A 15,504-nucleotide genomic window follows, 5' to 3' on the forward strand; every position below is an offset into this window, starting at 1 on the left:
AACCAATCCCGGCCAAAATTTTGTCGGGGGGCGCTTAAAAGCAGTATTTTTAGGCGCTTTGTCCAGGTTAGGGGGTGCGTGGCATGAATGGAATCGATTATGCGAACAACGCACTACAAGCCTTATTTGCTGGCTTAGAGGTAAAAACAGAAGGTATCTGGAATTATGTCAAACTACCGAATGGGCTGGCGATTGCCTGGGGCGGCGAACAGAAAATAACAATGGCTTTAGGCGGAACGTCAGGCGCATGCTGGTATGCAGTAGATCGGGCTGTGAATATTCCGGCGGGACTGTTTATAGACGATATAAAAGTGATCGGATCAGCAACGGCCAATCATTATGCTGCGGCCCTGTTTGCGATAAGTGGCGGGAAAGTCTATGTGCAAATGAGCTCATCTTACAGCTTTTCGGACTTGTTAGTAACTTGGGACGCTGTTTTAATCGGCAAGTGGAAATAACCCTCGAAAGGGGGTGTGCGGCGTGAGTTATACACAAGATCAAATGATCGCAATGTTTAATCAGTTGCAGCAATCCCTGATTGACCGAGTTGCGGATACCGGATGGCTAACGTTTCCACTTGAGCCAGGCTGTACAATATATACGACACCAAAGTGTCGCATCATAGGAAAAAACGGGTCAATGTTTGGCTCGATCACGCTGAACAAAGACTTGCCAGCGACATATGTCAAAATTGGAAAACTACCCTGTACATTATTGGAAAATCAGTATATGACACCAACTTGCAACGCCGGAGTGATGATTGTTGGGTATATAAATAAATCGGGGGAAATCTTTATAGCGACGAATGGAAATACGCTACCGCCAGGCGTTTTGATACCGTTCGCCGGATCATTTATAGTAGATTAACCAAGACCTCAAGGGGTCTATTTTTATACCTCTGAAATGGAGGAGAAAGGAAAGAATTATGTGTGAACAATTATTAGACATCCAAGTAGAAGCCTTTGATGAAGAGGCTGCTGCAGCGGAGCTGATCGGCACGGAAGATCAGTTTGCGGACAAAATGACCGATGGAATCGGAGAGGATATCGGAGAAGTAACCCCGGATCCCTATGAAGAAGAGGAGGAACTGTAATGGCTTTGAAAGTAAAAAAGAAATTATGCCCGCAGAAGAAATATAGCCGTAAGTGTCCATACAAGATGACGCCAAGCTACATAACGATCCACAACACCTCAAATGACGCATCTGCGGCCAATGAGGTTGCTTATATGCTGAGCAACAACAACCAGACCTCTTACCACTACGCTGTAGACGATAAAGAGGCCGTTCAGGCGATCCCTCTCAACCGCAACGCATGGCACGCCGGTGATGGCGGTAGCGGGACGGGAAATCGAAAATCGATTGGAATTGAAATCTGCTATAGCAAGTCCGGAGGAAGCCGCTTTGATAAGGCTGAAAAAAATGCCGCATATCTGACCGCCGTACTCCTTAAAAAACGTGGCTGGGGGATTAGCCGAGTGAAGAGACACAAGGACTGGTCCGGAAAGAACTGCCCGCACAGAACGATCTCGAAAGGCTGGAACAGGTTTTTAAAGATGGTACAAGCAGAGCTGGACAAGCTGAATAAAAAGAAAAAATTAGGCAAGCCATCCGTGCCATCTAAGACACTTGTGAAAGGGAACACCGACGCCGCAGTAGAGACACTGCAAGAATTAATGAACTGGTTTATCAGCAAAGGGCTGATCAAGGCTGTAAAGCTAGCATTAGATCGATCTTTCGGTCCCGCAACGAAGAAAGTCGTAAAGATTTGGCAGAAGGCGGCGAAGAAGAAAGGCTATTATACCGGAAGGGTAGATGGAGACTTTGGCCCGAAATCACGTAAAGCAGCGAAGGCATGGATCGCTGATCTATAAGGAGGACAATCCATGATGCAATATATCATTCCTGCTGCCGCACTGATCATCGTACAAATTATTATCAGCTATAAGCAGCAGAGGGTCCAGGACGTTAAAAATGAGTATCTGATCAAAGAGGTGCAGGAGGATATAAAACGTCTGGAGACAAAGCAGGATAAACACAACTCCTTAATTGAGCGGATGGCCGTCGTGGAGAGAGATCAAAAGACGGCCTTCCGGCTGATAGACGAACTAAAAGAAAGAGAGGGAAAATAACATGAAAGCATGGATTAAAAAAGCAGGAGTAAGAGCAATCAAAACCGTTGCCCAGGCAGCTGTTGCCATGATCGGCACGGCGGCGGTGATGCAGGAGGTTGATTGGTGCATGGTAGTCAGTGCGTCGGCGCTGGCCGGGGTGCTGTCGCTACTGACCAGCGTGGCCGGACTGCCGGAGCTGACAGAGGCAAAGCTGAATGACACATACAAGGGCAATCGCATGGATCCGGAAGATAGCGAGACGGAAGTCAGAGACACAGTAGAATAGCCCATATCTATGCCCCGGGGGAGTGATCCTGACCGGGGCTTTTTTAGTGCAAAAAACCACGCAATGCGTGAAAAAGTTCTTGACAATCCACGCAATGCGTGGTATTATATATACAAGATAAGAAATACAAAAACGGAGGGTAAGAAAATGAGAATCGAAACTACAAAAGATTGGAAAGACGTTATTGGAAATGCAGAAGTAAAGGTATTCTTTGACGATGGAACTGGAATGCTGGAACTAGAAGATAAAGACGGAGAACTCATAGAAGCTATCTATGATGATGGCAACTATAGAAAATTACAAGATAAAGTAAAGGCAGCCATCGAAGTGCTGTAGGAGGTCAAAATGGGTAAGGACAATAAGATATTCCAGGCTCGCCGGGCGGCGGGCCTGAGCCGAGCGGATATGGCAAGAGAATTGAAAATACCGGCTCGCACGATTGAGGACTGGGAGTCGGGGAAACGGACCCCGCCTGAATATGTGGAAACGTTAGTAATAGAAAAATTACGGCGCATGGAAATAAAAAACGATTTAAAAAATGGGGCTAGAAATGAAGCCCATAGGATGTATCTAGAAAAAATGGATTATCTTGACGGTGTTGCTTATTTGCTGTCATGCGGATATAAGCGCATGGACAGCGTGACCGAAAAGGTCGGGAAAACTCTCTTTATAAGCGAATGTTACAAAATCACTTTCCAACCTGGAGATTTTGAATATAAGGAGGGCAAAGACAATTCACACGTGGTTACCTGGGAATACAAGGTACCGGACGATGTGGAAGAAACGACGGCCCTTAAATGGGATAATGGCTACTGGCATGTAGCCAGAGCGATGGGAGAATAACAACATGAAAACGTTAAGACTAATTTTAACGCAGTCACAGGCTCATTATAGGCGGCCTGAGACGGTAGACAATTGCATGACCTATCCATTACCACCCTTCTCTACGGTTATTGGCGCTATCCATAAAGCCTGCGGATACAGGGAATACCATCCTATGGACCTCAGCGTCCAAGGCGATTATGGCGCAATGAAGCAAGAAATGTTTCGATCTATGACCGTCCTAAATCGAGTTGAAATGGACCGCGGAACATTAGTTTGGATGCCAGAAAGCGCAATATCAAATGCGCATATTAAGATTGGAAAAACAGTCGCTAGGGGTGCGGACTTTAGGACCCGAAAAAACGTAAAAATCTATAACGAAGAAGAATACCGCAAATGGCTTGCCCTCCGTGAAAACATAGGTCAAACCACTGCGGATCGTAAGGTTGTAGAAGAAACCTTGAAATCATTCAGAAAAGAACAAGAAGCCGCCGGGAAAAAGCGGAAAGACTATAAAGACTCTGATCGATATTTAGAATTGGAAAGGGTTATTAAGGAGGCAAAGCAAAAAAAGGCCGCACTGCAAGCGCAAATGGAGCAGTATCATACGATCGAGTATATTCCGACCTATCAGGAGATTTTATTCGACGTAACATTAATTATTCATATCCGGGCAGATGACGCAGTTTTACAAGACCTATACGAACATCGCTATGACATTAAGGCGATTGGCCGAAGTGAAGATTTTATTAGTCTTGAAAGCGCGGACTTGATAGAACTTGACCAGCTGGATAAAAGCACGGTCGGTCAGCATCATGCGTATATAAAAGACATTGACGATTTTAAGTTTGAGGATGGACGGCCGCTGATGGGTACAAGATATTTGTTGCCTAAAAACTATACAATAATTGACGGAAAACGCAACTTCAAAGATGTTGGGGCAATGTGGGTATCCAATTATAAAATTAAAAAATTTTCAGACTCGATCTGGCACGACCCGGATGGATATATTGTAAATTTTGTATAGTTGATTTTTTAGAGGAAAAAGAATATAATTATAAAAAGCCATAGTGGAATGTAAAAGTATTACAAAGAATATGTATTTACAAATTACACCCAAATTGGAATCTAAATGAATCTCAGATTATGTATTTATGAATCTCTCCATATTGGAAAAAGGCCGCAGGAATAAACCTGCGGCTGTTTATTTAGGAAATACCGGTTCTCCAGTAATTCCGTTCTCAATATGAGCCTTCACGATCTCTTCGGCTTTTGCCCGAACTTTAGTTGCATCTTCCAAGCGATCATATCGGCCTAAGTTATATTTTTTGCCTTTATATCGGATTGACGCTTGCCACTTTTGCCTTGATTTATCCCAATTTACGCCGACGATCCCGCTTTTGTTGGATGCGGTCATAGCGCCAATTTTGATCGGCTGAGAGCCATCAACAAACGTTTCCAGCATTTTTTGCGGAATGTCACGGTCTTTGTTGACACATCCGCAAGATGTTGTCTGGCCGGATATGACGGAATCCTTACGGACTTCGATCACGCTACCACATTCGCATTTACAGACCAGGAAAGTTCTTTTCACTCCTGCGATAGTTTTTGTTTTTTCTGACAGAACGGTTAATTTACCAAACCGCCTATCAATGATGTTTGTATGCTTTAGACATCCGCATGATTTTGTATGGCCGCTCCTTAAATTTCCTGCAAATACCTCACAGGTGTTGCCGCATTCGCACTGACATAGATATTTGTTTCCGCCGATGTATTTTTCGACATACAACAAATCAAAAGTTCGGCCAGTTAAATCATTTCTTTTCATTTAACAATTCCTCGACGATTTCTCCGATTGATTTCCCTGTCTCTTTACGCAAAGAATCAAGTCTTTCTTTTGCAGATACGGAGATATCAGCAGTAATTTTGACTTTATCCTCTTCAAGCCGTCCGAAAATTTGTTCAACCTCATCACCGGACAGATTGCTTTCGGACCACTCTATCGCCGCTTCTGGCTCCATCGGCATGATCTTTTCACCGGCTCCACCGCTGTTTCCATGCCATTCGCCATATCGGGAATTTCCGCCGCCCCAGCCATACAGAAAGAAATTGCCGCTCTTTGTCCGATATAAGACTTCTTCCCAATACTCAAAATCTGAAGGGGAGTGCCCGCTATCAATGCGGGCAAGCTCCTTTGCGGTTTCCGTATTGTACAATTTTCCTTTGATTCTTTTATTCATATCCTTCCTCCGATTATCCCTTAATTTGCACCCATTCGCCGATAGCGTCATCTTCCGCAATCCATCTGCCATCTTCGGCAATATAGACTTCACAGCCGGTTGCCTCGTCAATAAATGTTTCCTGCCCCATATCAACCATAACTTCCTCATCGATTCCGTATACATAAATTTTTTCTAACATTTCTTCGTTCCTCCTTTATCTGATGATACTAGTATACAGGAAAATATTACTTTTGTCAACTGTTTCACAGTAAAATATTACAAAAGTACAAAACTTTTGGGTCTTGACGGATAAAGAGGTTATGATATAATAAGCATAGAAAAACGTTGATTAAGTAATTATATGACCGTGTAGGCATACAGCCATAGTTTGTATGTTGATTGTCGCCCAACCATCAGGGCGTGGATTGAGGTATATAATTATCTAGCGTTTGAGCAACAACTTAATTAGTCGCTTCCCACCCGGGGAGCGTGGATTGCAGTAAATTTATAAGTTATTGCTTAACACAAAAAAGACAAGGCCGCTTTCGAGTTGGTCTTGTCTTTTTTAAATATTGTATTTATTGATACTTACTCTCTGTTGTGTTTCTTTAGGAGTCATGCATCATCATAATTTTTCCAAGTTCGTCTGAATATGATCTAATTTCTAAGGCTTCATCTTTAGCTAGTAACAAGAGTTGTCTGTGAGTTATTTCGCTGAGGTGGGCGTTTTCCTTGACTGCTTTATTTCGTTTTCTTAAGCTATCAAATATTATGATTTGCCTAATGCCAGGAGCGCCGAAATAGGCATAATGATTTATTTTCATGTAGTGTTTTAAGGTGTAAGGTAAATATCTTATTTCGAAAAACAATCGAATTAAACGATTATCTGAATATTTTAACCCATGTAAGAATTGACCTGTATTATATCTCGTTTTGAGATACAACCTGTTTAAATCATATTTTATATATTTTATTTTCATTTTTAAAATCCTTTCTGCCCTCGTAACCTCCGGGGCGGGTCACTTTAAACTAAATCGCATAAATCCTTGTAATCCAGCACTCCTCCGATTGAATCAATAAACACTCCTGTATCCGCAAACCCTTCCAGCCAGTCATAAAATTTTTTAGGACCTGAAAAACTCCACATTTTTGCATGTAAAAATCGTTGTAATGCCGATGTGTTGGCAAAATGAAATTCTATATTCATTGTTTCTCTCCCTTCCGGGGGCCTATGCCCCAAAGTCCATATTCAGAATCATTTCAGCGATTTGTTCCTGATATACAAGCGTGCCATTCAGGTGAGCTCTGCCCGTATTCAGCTCGACGTATCCGTCACCCTTCCTGGAGCCGCCGTTAATGTAAACTCGATCTCTGTCGTATTTGGTCCATCTATTCAGGATGCGTGTAAATCCGTTTGGGCTTGTTATTTCCATGCCATCTACAAATTTTATGGATTTCATTGCTTTAATCTTTGCTTCTGCCCACGCCTCTTTGAGCGCTCTTGACATTGAGCATTTAATTTTTCTTACCATTTCCCATGCGCTTTTCATGATTTCTGATTTATTGTACTTCATTTTTTTGTTCCTCCTAATCTCTTGTTGTTGATACTATTGTACACTTTAAAATGTCACTTGTCAATACAAAATGTACATTATTTTTAAACTTTTGCAAAATATTATTACCGTTTGACACTTTTGCGTTTATAATGTAAAATGTATGCGGAGGTAAAAACGATGTTAACAACGAGTGAAAAAATCATAGTCCTGCTGGAGCGCAGGAAAATGAATAAATCCGATCTGGCTGCGGCAATCGGAACCACACGGCAAAACCTTGGCAATAAGCTGAGTCGCAACAATTTTAGTGAAAACGATCTGCGCAAAATTGCCAGCGCCTTGGGTACAGATTTGCGGGTTGATTTTATTGACCGTGAGACAGGAGAGTCAATATAGTGTACATTTAGCAATTAAGCCGCTCAGACCCCATGATGCGTATTATCGTGTTCTCAGGGTCTTTTTCGTTTTCTGAGATAATTTTAAATTTCAAGACATCGATAGTGAGTCCCATGTCAAAGGTATATCCAATATATTTTTTCTCGATTACACGACTCAGATCGCTGACATATTGCAGCTCACTTTCATAGCCTTGCCTTACCATCAAATCATCCAATTCCTTAAAGGTTAATTCCGCTCCGACTAAATTTTGCTTCTTCATTTTCGTAACTCCTTTCATTTCAACATATTTGAGACTATAGTAAGTAAATAGATCATGACGGCAGTTTGTCCACCGGACACGGCAACTCCATTTCCGGGATGCTCAGGAGGCTGGAGTCCATGTTCCTGCAGGCGGCCGACTTCCCTGTTGACGCCATTCGATCTCAGATCGCGGAGGGCATAGACATTATCATTCATCTTGGCCGCTTGTCCGATGGCAGCCGAAAGGTTTTAGAGATCGCAGAAGTAAAAGGAATATCGAAAGGCGAGATCGAAACCAGTCTGCTTTTTAAATACAAGCCGTCGATCGGTCTGGTGAAAAGCGGCAATGGACTCATCCACGGAGAAAAGCTTGAGTTGAGGGGGATAACACTTGAAAGTTGATTATTCACAGTACGAATTATCCGTAAAGGAAAAGGCCAAATTTCTAGCGGCAGGGTATGTCGTATCCTTTGCAGTGCTCTTTCTGTTTTATCATAGTATCCCTTTTTCCCTGGCAGGAGGATTTCTTCCCTATTTTTTAATAGATCGCTATGAGAACTATCTGGCGGGAAAAAGAAGGGCTTTGCTTACAACACAATTTAAGGACCTGCTGTATTCCTTGTCGGCATCTGCGGCGGTAAATCAGCAAATTGGAGAGGCGCTGAAAAGCAGCCTGGATAATTTAAGCCTGATCTATAGCCCCAAGACGCCTTTGATCGAGGAATTAAAGCACATGGTCAAAGCCATATCAGAGAATAGAGAAAGTGACATTCGACTTCTTATGGATTTTGCGGAAAGAAGCCATTGCGAAGATATCGATAATTTCGTTCAGGTTTATATGACCTGCAGAACGATGGGCGGGGATTTAGAAAAAATGCTGAAAAGTACGACGGAGATTCTAGTGGATAAAATCAATATTGAACGGGAGATCAAAACCATGACTGCTCAGAAAAAGTTTGAAGGAAAGATTATCAGCGTCATGCCTTTAATCGTGATCCTTTTTCTCAATGTTTTTTCTCCGGATTATCTGGAGCCGTTATATACCACTTTGGCGGGACGAATGATTATGACCATCGCTATCGCAGGTCTGGGCGCAGCCTTTTATTTGACAGAAAGACTGACGGATATTGAGGTGTAACTTGAAAGTCTATCAGGAATTTGAAAAGAGACTGGAGGAACGATACCGCAAGCTCTACGGGGGAAAAGCGTGCGCTGCGAAAATCGAAAAAGCCCGCAGGAACCTGCTGATCAAATGCGCGGCTTTCGTAATGTTGATCTGCGCGGCCGCAGCCTACGATCTGTTATTGGGAGCTGAACCCGCAGGGAACCTGAAATTGGGAAGCGGTGGTCAGATTTTGGAGATACAGCGGCCTGATCCAAAAACGGGATCCGTTTCTTTCAGCACGGAGGTGGTGATCCAAGGACCCGATGGAAAGGAAACAAAAGAATACTATATTACCATCGATCCCATTGGAAAAAAGGAGGAACAGCAGCCTGCGGACTCTCTGGAAAAAACAGAAGCAGAAAAAAATGAACAGCAGATGCGGCAAGTCATTGCGCAGCTCAATGCGGATACCGCATCGGAGCGGGTGCGCCTTCCGGATCATCTGGAAACAGGGGAACGCCTTATCTGGAAACAAGTCCAGGATACCAACCTGCCGTTATATTTCATAATGGCACTGGCAGCAGCGGCGCTCATTTACAAAATGCGGTTTTATGAAATTGAAAAAGAAGAAAAGCAAGCGGCCGAATCCATTGTCCGGGAACTTCCGGAATTTATCAATAAACTGGTCCTTCTGCTGAATGCCGGAGTTGTTTTGAATACGGCATTTCTGAAAGCAGTCGACGATCGGATGAAACGAGGGCGTGCGCCGGACTATTTTTATACCCAATTGGAGCGGGTTTGCCGTTCGGTTCAGGAGGTCAACGGATCGCTTCATCAGGAGCTGCGCCGTTTCGCCAAGAGAAGCGGTGTCAAAGAGCTGATGCGGATTTCAAACATCATCAGCGATAATGTGAGCAAGGGCGCGGATTTGGCTGAAAAATTAAAAAAAGAAAACGATTTGCTGTGGTTTTCAAGAAAGCAGCAGTCTGAGGAAAAGGGAAGGCTGGCGGAAACCAAACTGACCCTTCCCTTAGTCATTCTGCTGTCCGTTTTGATTCTGATCACCATAGCGCCGGCATTAATGGGAATGTAAGGGGGATAAAAATGAAGAAATGGAGATTTATAAGCAACAACAAAAAGGGGATGGAAATGGTGCAAGTAGCAATTCTGGTGGCGATTGCCATTGTTCTGGGGCTGATTTTCAAAAGCGAAATAACCAGTTTTGTCAACAAAACCTTCGAAAGCCTCAACAGCGGCTTTTAAACACTGCTTGGAAAGAGAAAAAGGGGACGACCATGGTGGAAGCCGCGTTGGTCTTTCCGTTGATTATTCTTACGGTCGTAGCTTTAATTCATATGCTGGTGTTTCTTTATCAGCAGACGGAATTGCGGGCCCGGATGCATATCGCATTGAGGGCGGAAAGCGGACAAGTCACTCAGACCGTTGAATATATAACAAAAGCGAACGCCAGTTACCCGATTGACCACCGGGGCGGGCAGGTATTTTATGCCTCCAGCGTGGAGTTCTCAAAAAAGGGAATTTTAAATCGGAGGACAAAGGAGCTTTCAGCACACAAATACGCCGATGATGAAGCAATGTTTGTACGTATGGTGGATTTGGCTCAAATCAAGGAGCAAGCAGATGAGAAATAAGAAAGGCAGCGCTTCCGTGTTCTTAGTATTTATTCTGACTGCAATGGTCGCGTTGACTGCGGTTTTCATCTATGCCGCAAAACGAGCGGCGGTCATAAGCTATGGGGACGGTATTTTAAACCTTGCGTGCAGGAGCGCTTTATCGGAATTCAATTTGGAGTTGAAAGACCGCTATGGTCTGTTTGCTTTTGAAAAAACAGGAGAGGAGGTGGAAGCACAGATTAAGGAAGATCTGGATTACGCGCTGCAAGATCGTCAAGAGGCGCACGCCAGCAGAATCAATGTCAGTTTTGGTCAATTTTCATTGGCAGATCCGGAAAATATGAAACAACAAATTTTGGATTATATGAAATTCGCCATTGCTGAAGAATTGCTGAATCGGGGAAAGCGTGAGGAGAGCGGTGAGAAAAAGGAAGACAGGACTCTGCGAAATCGCAGGATCATCGACAGTCTTCCGTCCAAGCCTCTGAGAGAAAGCAGCCCCGGATTTGCGGAACGAATTGCTGAAATCAAGGATCAATTTAAGAATATGGATCAAATCTTTGATCAAAGCAAGGATACATACTTGCTGGATCGATATATTACGCTTAAATTCAAAAACGCGCTCAATGATCAGGTGGACCAGGCTACCTTTTTTGAAAATGAAGTCGAGTACATTCTGCAGGGAGAATACAGTAATAAAAAGAATCAAGCGGAAGTGAGACGAGGTTTGGTATTATTTCGGAGCAGCTTTAACGCAGCGTATCTTTATCTGGATGAAGAAAAAAGGGCCCAGACTCTGGCGGCAGCTGAATTAATGACGCCAGGGCCTCCGGCGGTCCTGACGCAGGCAATTTTGATCGGTACCTGGGCTTTGGCAGAAGCGGAAAACGATGCCAGACTCTTGGAAAAGGGGAAGCCGGTCATGCTTTTAAAAAATAAGGCGTCCTGGGCAACAGATTTGGATTCTGTACTGAAAAATCTTGATCAGGGATGCATTGACACAGGGAGCAAAAAAGGTTTGTCTTATGAAGACTATCTGATGATTTTTCTTCATTTTGAGAGCGAGCCGTTGAAAATAGCCCGTATGATGGATTTAATGCAGATCAACATGAAAGGAACGTTCAGCAAAGACTTTTTGCTGAAAAACTATCATTGCGGCTTCCGGTTAAAGGCAGAGCTAGGCGGAGGAGAACGGGGGTATGATGCTAGGTACTAAAAAGGGGTATTTTACATTAGAAGCAGCGATCTTCCTTCCGATCTTTATCATTGCCATTGCTGCCCTGGGCTATTTCATAAAGATTTTCAGCACAGCGGAAAACATAACCTTTTCCGCTGTGGATGAAACGGCTCATCTGGCCGCACAGGCCTATGGGGTTAAAGCAGCGCCGGTTTTTCCCGCGGCAGTGGAGAGACGGCTGAGAATAGAAAATGAACAGGCAGATAATATCAAGGTCAGCCGGTTTCGATATCTGTATGAAGAAGGCGGCAGGGACGGCTTGATATTACTGAAACTGAACTACCATATTAAGATTAAGCTGCCGCTGGATTTATACGATGGAGTTGATTTGGAAAGCCGCATAAAGTGCAGAGGGTTTATCGGCAAAGCGGCTTTGGCCAATCCCATGGCATTTTCAGAAATGGAAACCAACGGCGATTCAAGAATTGTCTGGATTTTCCCCATGTGGGGAAAGAAATATCATCAGGAAGAATGTACCTATATAAAGGCCAACGCCAAACAGCTTGTTTTGACCGGACCGATCCGAAAAAATTACCAGCCATGTCTACTATGCAAGCCGGACCGGCTGCCGCTGGGAAGTTTGGTATACTGCTTTGCAAGCACAGGCAAAGCCTATCATCAAGGCAGCTGTAAAACCATCGACAAATATGCCATCGAGATTGAGAAAGAGGACGCACTGGCAAAAGGGTATCAGCCGTGCAGCAAGTGCGGAGGGGGATAAAATGGAGATTCGAAACAATGATTTTAAATTACAGCTTAAAGAAGGAGCCGTAAAGGAATTTGAGAAGGTCGTACTTTCGTCCGGGCTCTGTGAATTGTTTATGCCAATGGGTTTTGTCAGCTGTGAAGACGGAGAACTGGTGTCCTACCACTGCAGCGGGTACACGGCTCTGCGGCAGTGCAATGTCAAAGAGATTAAAGAAGCTCTGGATATTCTGGAAAAGACCTTTCTACTGGTGAGCAAAGCCGGCGAATACCTGATCACGCCCAGCAGGATCACACTGAATCTGGATACCATCTTTTACAACCGAAAATCCGGGCAAGTGCGAATTGCTTATGTACCGGCGGACCGGCCTGTCACTTTGCGGGAAAACATGGTAAATTTTATTACGGAAGTGGAAAGGCGCGTTCCAGGATACAACCGTGTTTATCTGGAAAAGGTGAAGCAGCATTTGGAAGAAAACAATTATTATATCACGGACATTATTGATTTGATCGGGGAGCTGAAGCGGGATATTTACAGATAATTCTCAAGATGAGTAGAACCTGAGTTCCATGCTGAATAGGCGCAGTTCTATTTATCAGATCATTTTAAACATTCAGGACAATGGCGGGAAGCTCTGCAGCTTGCTATACTTTTCTCATAGAAACGTCGTGGACAGTGTCTGTAACAGGCGTAAGGAAAGGAGAAAGTAAATGTATAAAGACGCTTACGAACATACCCGTTATTTCGCGGAGGAATGCGGCAAACGAATTGCCGGAGAAACAGAGGTCATAAAGGCTTCCGATTATATTGTCAAAGAATTTGAAAGCTATGGGGTGGATGTGGAGTTGCATCATTTTAAGCTGCCCATCTGCAAGATCACCCATTCCCAATTCAAAGCAAAGGTGGACGGTGATTGGAAAGTCTTAAAGCATACGCCGGTGCTGTTTGCAAAGGAAACGCCTGCTGAAGGGATCACCTATCCGCTGGTATACTGTGAAGGCGGTTCAATCGCCAATATAGAAGCAAAGGACGTGGAGGGAAAAGCAGTACTGATCTGCAGGGATTCTTATGTAGAATACCCGGATTTGGACATGTATAAACGGTTATATCAATATGGTGTAAAAGCCGTTTTCTACACTTCTTCCGACGGTCATCGGGATATTCCATACGTGTATGCCAATTATTCTTATATGGACGAGCCCTTTACCATACCGACTGCTATTCTCAAGTACGACGATGCCATGGAGCTGGCCAAACGAGAAGACGTGGAAATTTTCTACAACTGCCAATTCACCCTGGAAGAAACGGAAACAAGGAATACCATAGGTATGATTGAGGGAACCAATCCGGAGCTGGGAAACATTCTGGTCTGCGCTCATTTAGATTCTGCGGAAAGCAGCGTTGGCGCTGCGGATGATGCAGGGGGCGTGGGCTGCGTTATGGAAATGGCAAGATACTTCGGAAATCTGAAAAAACAGGGAATCCTGCCCAAGCGAACCATCCGCTTTATTGCTTGGTCGGGACATGAATGTGGACTGTACGGCAGCCGCAATTTTATCCTGGATTATCCAGAGGTAATTGATAATATGAAATTTGTATTTAACTATGATATCATTGGCAATGCCTTAAGCTCTCCGCTGATCTGGGCCGGATGCAACGAAAAAGTCGAAAAGGAAATTAATCAGGTTGTCGAGGATTGCGGCTTTGATTGGAACGTTGATATCGGTCCCTGGATTGTGGACACCATTAGCTTTGCATTCAAAGGTATTCCCCATCTGACGCTGACATCAGGGTTCTATGCCATCAATCATACGCCGTATGACAATATGCACTTTATCTCCGAGCAGAGCTTTATCACGCCGCTGCAGTTTTCGGAAGCGATGCTGAATTGGCTTGTCAACACAGATGATATTTCGCAGGGCTACCCGGAGGATTTGTACGAAGATATGAAGAAATACGGAAAAATGTACGGCTGGGGATTTTTTGAAGATTAATCAACGGCCCTGAGTGCGAAAAGCGTGGGGCTGCCGCCGAAAAGGCCATCCACATCATACAGACGTCCTGAGGCGACTGCTTACTAAATCTATACGGCATATCCCATTTGGTGAAAACGAATGGGATGTGCCGTTTTTTTGATTTGTAAATCACGGTTCCATTTTCCCATTGCCCCTTATAAGGTGGAAGAAAATTTATCGTACTTGCAATTCATAGAACCTTTTGATAGTATGAAAAACAACAGCGAGGTACAAAAACAAGATGATGAATTTAAAAGATAAAGAGGTACAGATCATCAATGAAATCCTGCTGGAGCTGTATCGCATGGACGATCTGCAAGCCTTGGAAAAATGTTTTTTGACTGGAATCGGCGCCTTGATTCCTTACCATCAGAGCAATTTTTATGGGATTGACCCAAAGAGCAGCGAACCATTGATCAGGGATGCCTGCTTTATCGATACCGATGAAAGGCTGATTCCTGCATTTTTTGATTCTTACCGGCCTGAGAATAATTATCTGATCAACTTGTTCAACTATAGTCAATCGATCGTCTTTGTGGAATCCGATGTTCTGGACGAACATGCGCGCAGAAATACAGATTTTTATAAACAGTTTCTAGCCCCGCAGGGATTGCTGTGCAGCTGCGGCATTATTCTCATCGAAAACGGCTGTAAAATCGGTGCAGTCAGCATTTTCCGAAAAGAAGCATGGAACGACTTTACAGAAAAAGAAGTTTTCATCTTGGAACTCTTCAAACCCCATCTTACAGAGCTGGTGATGAAATTCGTCTCCCGGCAGGAAGAGCGGATCACCCGTTATTCTGACAGACTTACTTCCCGGGAAAAAGAAATCCTTGAACTGATTGTCCAGGGATACTCCAACGAGGAAATCGCAGAAAAACTTTTCATCACCGTTTCGACGACGAAAAAGCACGTCTATAATATATTCAGCAAATACGACGTCAATAACCGAATGTCGCTGATCAAACTGCTGCATCTCACCTAAATGCAAAAGAATGCAAAAAGATCATGGGATGGCCCCATGAAAAATACGTTGTGCCAGATTGCACTAGAAAAATTAGTGCAATTTTTTTTATGCTTTCAAAAGTCAGATTATATCAAAACTGCTGCCAAAGACCGGCATTATAGAAAAATAACTCGAAAGGGTTATGGAAATACCATGAAGGAAGAATT

Annotated in this window: 27 protein-coding genes; 20 read left to right on the forward strand and 7 right to left on the reverse strand. The window is 43.7% G+C overall.

Features of this window, described 5'->3' with window-relative positions; translation table 11 throughout:
• The first annotated feature begins 83 nt into the window (after window positions 1-83).
• From LG211_RS07810 to cas5, 9 genes are all read left to right on the forward strand, one after another.
• Window positions 84-458, forward strand: a complete 375-nt coding sequence (locus LG211_RS07810) for a hypothetical protein (RefSeq protein ID WP_269477298.1) — start codon at window positions 84-86, stop codon at window positions 456-458.
• A 22-nt stretch (window positions 459-480) separates the two neighbouring features.
• Entirely contained in the window at window positions 481-867 is a 387-nt protein-coding gene (locus LG211_RS07815; protein WP_269477299.1) for a hypothetical protein, read from the forward strand.
• Window positions 868-925: 58 nt separating this feature from the next.
• Window positions 926-1,093, forward strand: coding sequence for a hypothetical protein (locus LG211_RS07820; protein ID WP_241360376.1), 168 nt, complete (start codon window positions 926-928; stop codon window positions 1,091-1,093).
• Entirely contained in the window at window positions 1,093-1,872 is a 780-nt protein-coding gene (locus LG211_RS07825; RefSeq protein ID WP_269477300.1) for a peptidoglycan recognition protein family protein, read from the forward strand. The genes LG211_RS07820 and LG211_RS07825 overlap by 1 nt, the downstream gene beginning before the upstream one ends.
• Before the next feature lie 12 nt (window positions 1,873-1,884).
• Window positions 1,885-2,130 (forward strand): hypothetical protein, encoded by a 246-nt coding sequence (locus LG211_RS07830; RefSeq protein WP_269477301.1) that lies wholly within the window; start codon window positions 1,885-1,887, stop codon window positions 2,128-2,130.
• 1 nt (window position 2,131) lies between these two features.
• Complete coding sequence (locus LG211_RS07835) at window positions 2,132-2,398, forward strand: holin (protein ID WP_336246046.1); 267 nt, start codon at window positions 2,132-2,134, stop codon at window positions 2,396-2,398.
• Between the two features lie 147 nt (window positions 2,399-2,545).
• Window positions 2,546-2,734, forward strand: a complete 189-nt coding sequence (locus tag LG211_RS07840; RefSeq protein WP_269477302.1) for a hypothetical protein — start codon at window positions 2,546-2,548, stop codon at window positions 2,732-2,734.
• Between the two features lie 9 nt (window positions 2,735-2,743).
• Window positions 2,744-3,241, forward strand: coding sequence for a helix-turn-helix domain-containing protein (locus LG211_RS07845; protein WP_269477303.1), 498 nt, complete (start codon window positions 2,744-2,746; stop codon window positions 3,239-3,241).
• A 4-nt stretch (window positions 3,242-3,245) separates the two neighbouring features.
• On the forward strand, window positions 3,246-4,247 hold the full coding sequence (gene cas5 / locus LG211_RS07850) for a CRISPR-associated protein Cas5 (protein ID WP_269477304.1): 1,002 nt from the start codon (window positions 3,246-3,248) through the stop codon (window positions 4,245-4,247).
• Window positions 4,248-4,424: 177 nt separating this feature from the next.
• On the opposite strand, the gene LG211_RS07855 is transcribed toward cas5, so the two are convergent.
• The 6 genes from LG211_RS07855 to LG211_RS07880 form a co-directional block, all read right to left on the reverse strand.
• On the reverse strand, window positions 4,425-5,048 hold the full coding sequence (locus LG211_RS07855; protein ID WP_269477305.1) for an AP2 domain-containing protein: 624 nt from the start codon (window positions 5,046-5,048) through the stop codon (window positions 4,425-4,427).
• Window positions 5,035-5,460, reverse strand: coding sequence for a ribbon-helix-helix protein, CopG family (locus LG211_RS07860; RefSeq protein ID WP_269477306.1), 426 nt, complete (start codon window positions 5,458-5,460; stop codon window positions 5,035-5,037). The genes LG211_RS07855 and LG211_RS07860 overlap by 14 nt, the downstream gene beginning before the upstream one ends.
• A 13-nt stretch (window positions 5,461-5,473) precedes the next feature.
• Window positions 5,474-5,641 carry a hypothetical protein gene (locus tag LG211_RS07865; RefSeq protein ID WP_269477307.1) on the reverse strand — a complete coding sequence of 56 codons (168 nt, stop codon included), beginning with the start codon at window positions 5,639-5,641 and terminating at the stop codon, window positions 5,474-5,476.
• A 409-nt stretch (window positions 5,642-6,050) separates the two neighbouring features.
• The gene (locus LG211_RS07870; RefSeq protein ID WP_269477308.1) at window positions 6,051-6,422 is read right to left on the reverse strand and encodes a hypothetical protein; all 372 of its coding nucleotides are present in this window, start codon (window positions 6,420-6,422) and stop codon (window positions 6,051-6,053) included.
• Between the two features lie 44 nt (window positions 6,423-6,466).
• On the reverse strand, window positions 6,467-6,649 hold the full coding sequence (locus tag LG211_RS07875) for a hypothetical protein (RefSeq protein ID WP_241359007.1): 183 nt from the start codon (window positions 6,647-6,649) through the stop codon (window positions 6,467-6,469).
• Between the two features lie 22 nt (window positions 6,650-6,671).
• Complete coding sequence (locus tag LG211_RS07880; RefSeq protein WP_269477309.1) at window positions 6,672-7,016, reverse strand: hypothetical protein; 345 nt, start codon at window positions 7,014-7,016, stop codon at window positions 6,672-6,674.
• 159 nt (window positions 7,017-7,175) lie between these two features.
• Between LG211_RS07880 and LG211_RS07885 the strand changes: the two genes are divergently transcribed.
• Window positions 7,176-7,391: a helix-turn-helix domain-containing protein gene (locus tag LG211_RS07885; protein ID WP_269477310.1), complete on the forward strand. Its 216-nt coding sequence runs from the start codon at window positions 7,176-7,178 to the stop codon at window positions 7,389-7,391.
• Window positions 7,392-7,398: 7 nt separating this feature from the next.
• Here LG211_RS07885 and LG211_RS07890 read toward each other — a convergent pair whose 3' ends face one another.
• Window positions 7,399-7,653 (reverse strand): hypothetical protein, encoded by a 255-nt coding sequence (locus LG211_RS07890; RefSeq protein ID WP_269477311.1) that lies wholly within the window; start codon window positions 7,651-7,653, stop codon window positions 7,399-7,401.
• Between the two features lie 119 nt (window positions 7,654-7,772).
• Here LG211_RS07890 and LG211_RS07895 point away from each other — a divergent pair, with 119 nt between their 5' ends.
• The 10 genes from LG211_RS07895 (at window position 7,773) to LG211_RS07940 (ending at window position 15,316) form a co-directional block, all read left to right on the forward strand.
• Entirely contained in the window at window positions 7,773-8,036 is a 264-nt protein-coding gene (locus tag LG211_RS07895) for a hypothetical protein (protein ID WP_269477312.1), read from the forward strand.
• Window positions 8,026-8,772 (forward strand): type II secretion system F family protein, encoded by a 747-nt coding sequence (locus LG211_RS07900; RefSeq protein ID WP_253019764.1) that lies wholly within the window; start codon window positions 8,026-8,028, stop codon window positions 8,770-8,772. Before LG211_RS07895 ends, LG211_RS07900 begins: the two co-directional genes overlap by 11 nt.
• 1 nt (window position 8,773) lies before the next feature.
• On the forward strand, window positions 8,774-9,832 hold the full coding sequence (locus LG211_RS07905) for a type II secretion system F family protein (protein ID WP_148398894.1): 1,059 nt from the start codon (window positions 8,774-8,776) through the stop codon (window positions 9,830-9,832).
• Between the two features lie 56 nt (window positions 9,833-9,888).
• Complete coding sequence (locus LG211_RS20110; RefSeq protein ID WP_253021271.1) at window positions 9,889-10,002, forward strand: hypothetical protein; 114 nt, start codon at window positions 9,889-9,891, stop codon at window positions 10,000-10,002.
• 32 nt (window positions 10,003-10,034) lie between these two features.
• Window positions 10,035-10,391, forward strand: a complete 357-nt coding sequence (locus LG211_RS07915; RefSeq protein WP_148398893.1) for a hypothetical protein — start codon at window positions 10,035-10,037, stop codon at window positions 10,389-10,391.
• Complete coding sequence (locus LG211_RS07920) at window positions 10,381-11,589, forward strand: DUF5702 domain-containing protein (RefSeq protein ID WP_269477313.1); 1,209 nt, start codon at window positions 10,381-10,383, stop codon at window positions 11,587-11,589. The genes LG211_RS07915 and LG211_RS07920 overlap by 11 nt, the downstream gene beginning before the upstream one ends.
• A complete protein-coding gene (locus LG211_RS07925; protein WP_148398889.1) occupies window positions 11,573-12,331 on the forward strand; it encodes a hypothetical protein in 759 nt (252 codons plus the stop codon). Before LG211_RS07920 ends, LG211_RS07925 begins: the two co-directional genes overlap by 17 nt.
• Before the next feature lies 1 nt (window position 12,332).
• Window positions 12,333-12,857 carry a DUF6382 domain-containing protein gene (locus LG211_RS07930; protein WP_148398887.1) on the forward strand — a complete coding sequence of 175 codons (525 nt, stop codon included), beginning with the start codon at window positions 12,333-12,335 and terminating at the stop codon, window positions 12,855-12,857.
• Window positions 12,858-13,026: 169 nt separating this feature from the next.
• Window positions 13,027-14,310 (forward strand): M28 family metallopeptidase, encoded by a 1,284-nt coding sequence (locus tag LG211_RS07935; protein WP_269477314.1) that lies wholly within the window; start codon window positions 13,027-13,029, stop codon window positions 14,308-14,310.
• Window positions 14,311-14,572: 262 nt separating this feature from the next.
• On the forward strand, window positions 14,573-15,316 hold the full coding sequence (locus tag LG211_RS07940; protein ID WP_269477315.1) for a helix-turn-helix transcriptional regulator: 744 nt from the start codon (window positions 14,573-14,575) through the stop codon (window positions 15,314-15,316).
• Window positions 15,317-15,504: the final 188 nt, after the last annotated feature.

The sequence above is a fragment of the Hominibacterium faecale genome (assembly GCF_020734085.1).
Classification (GTDB): domain Bacteria; phylum Bacillota; class Clostridia; order Peptostreptococcales; family Anaerovoracaceae; genus Hominibacterium; species Hominibacterium faecale.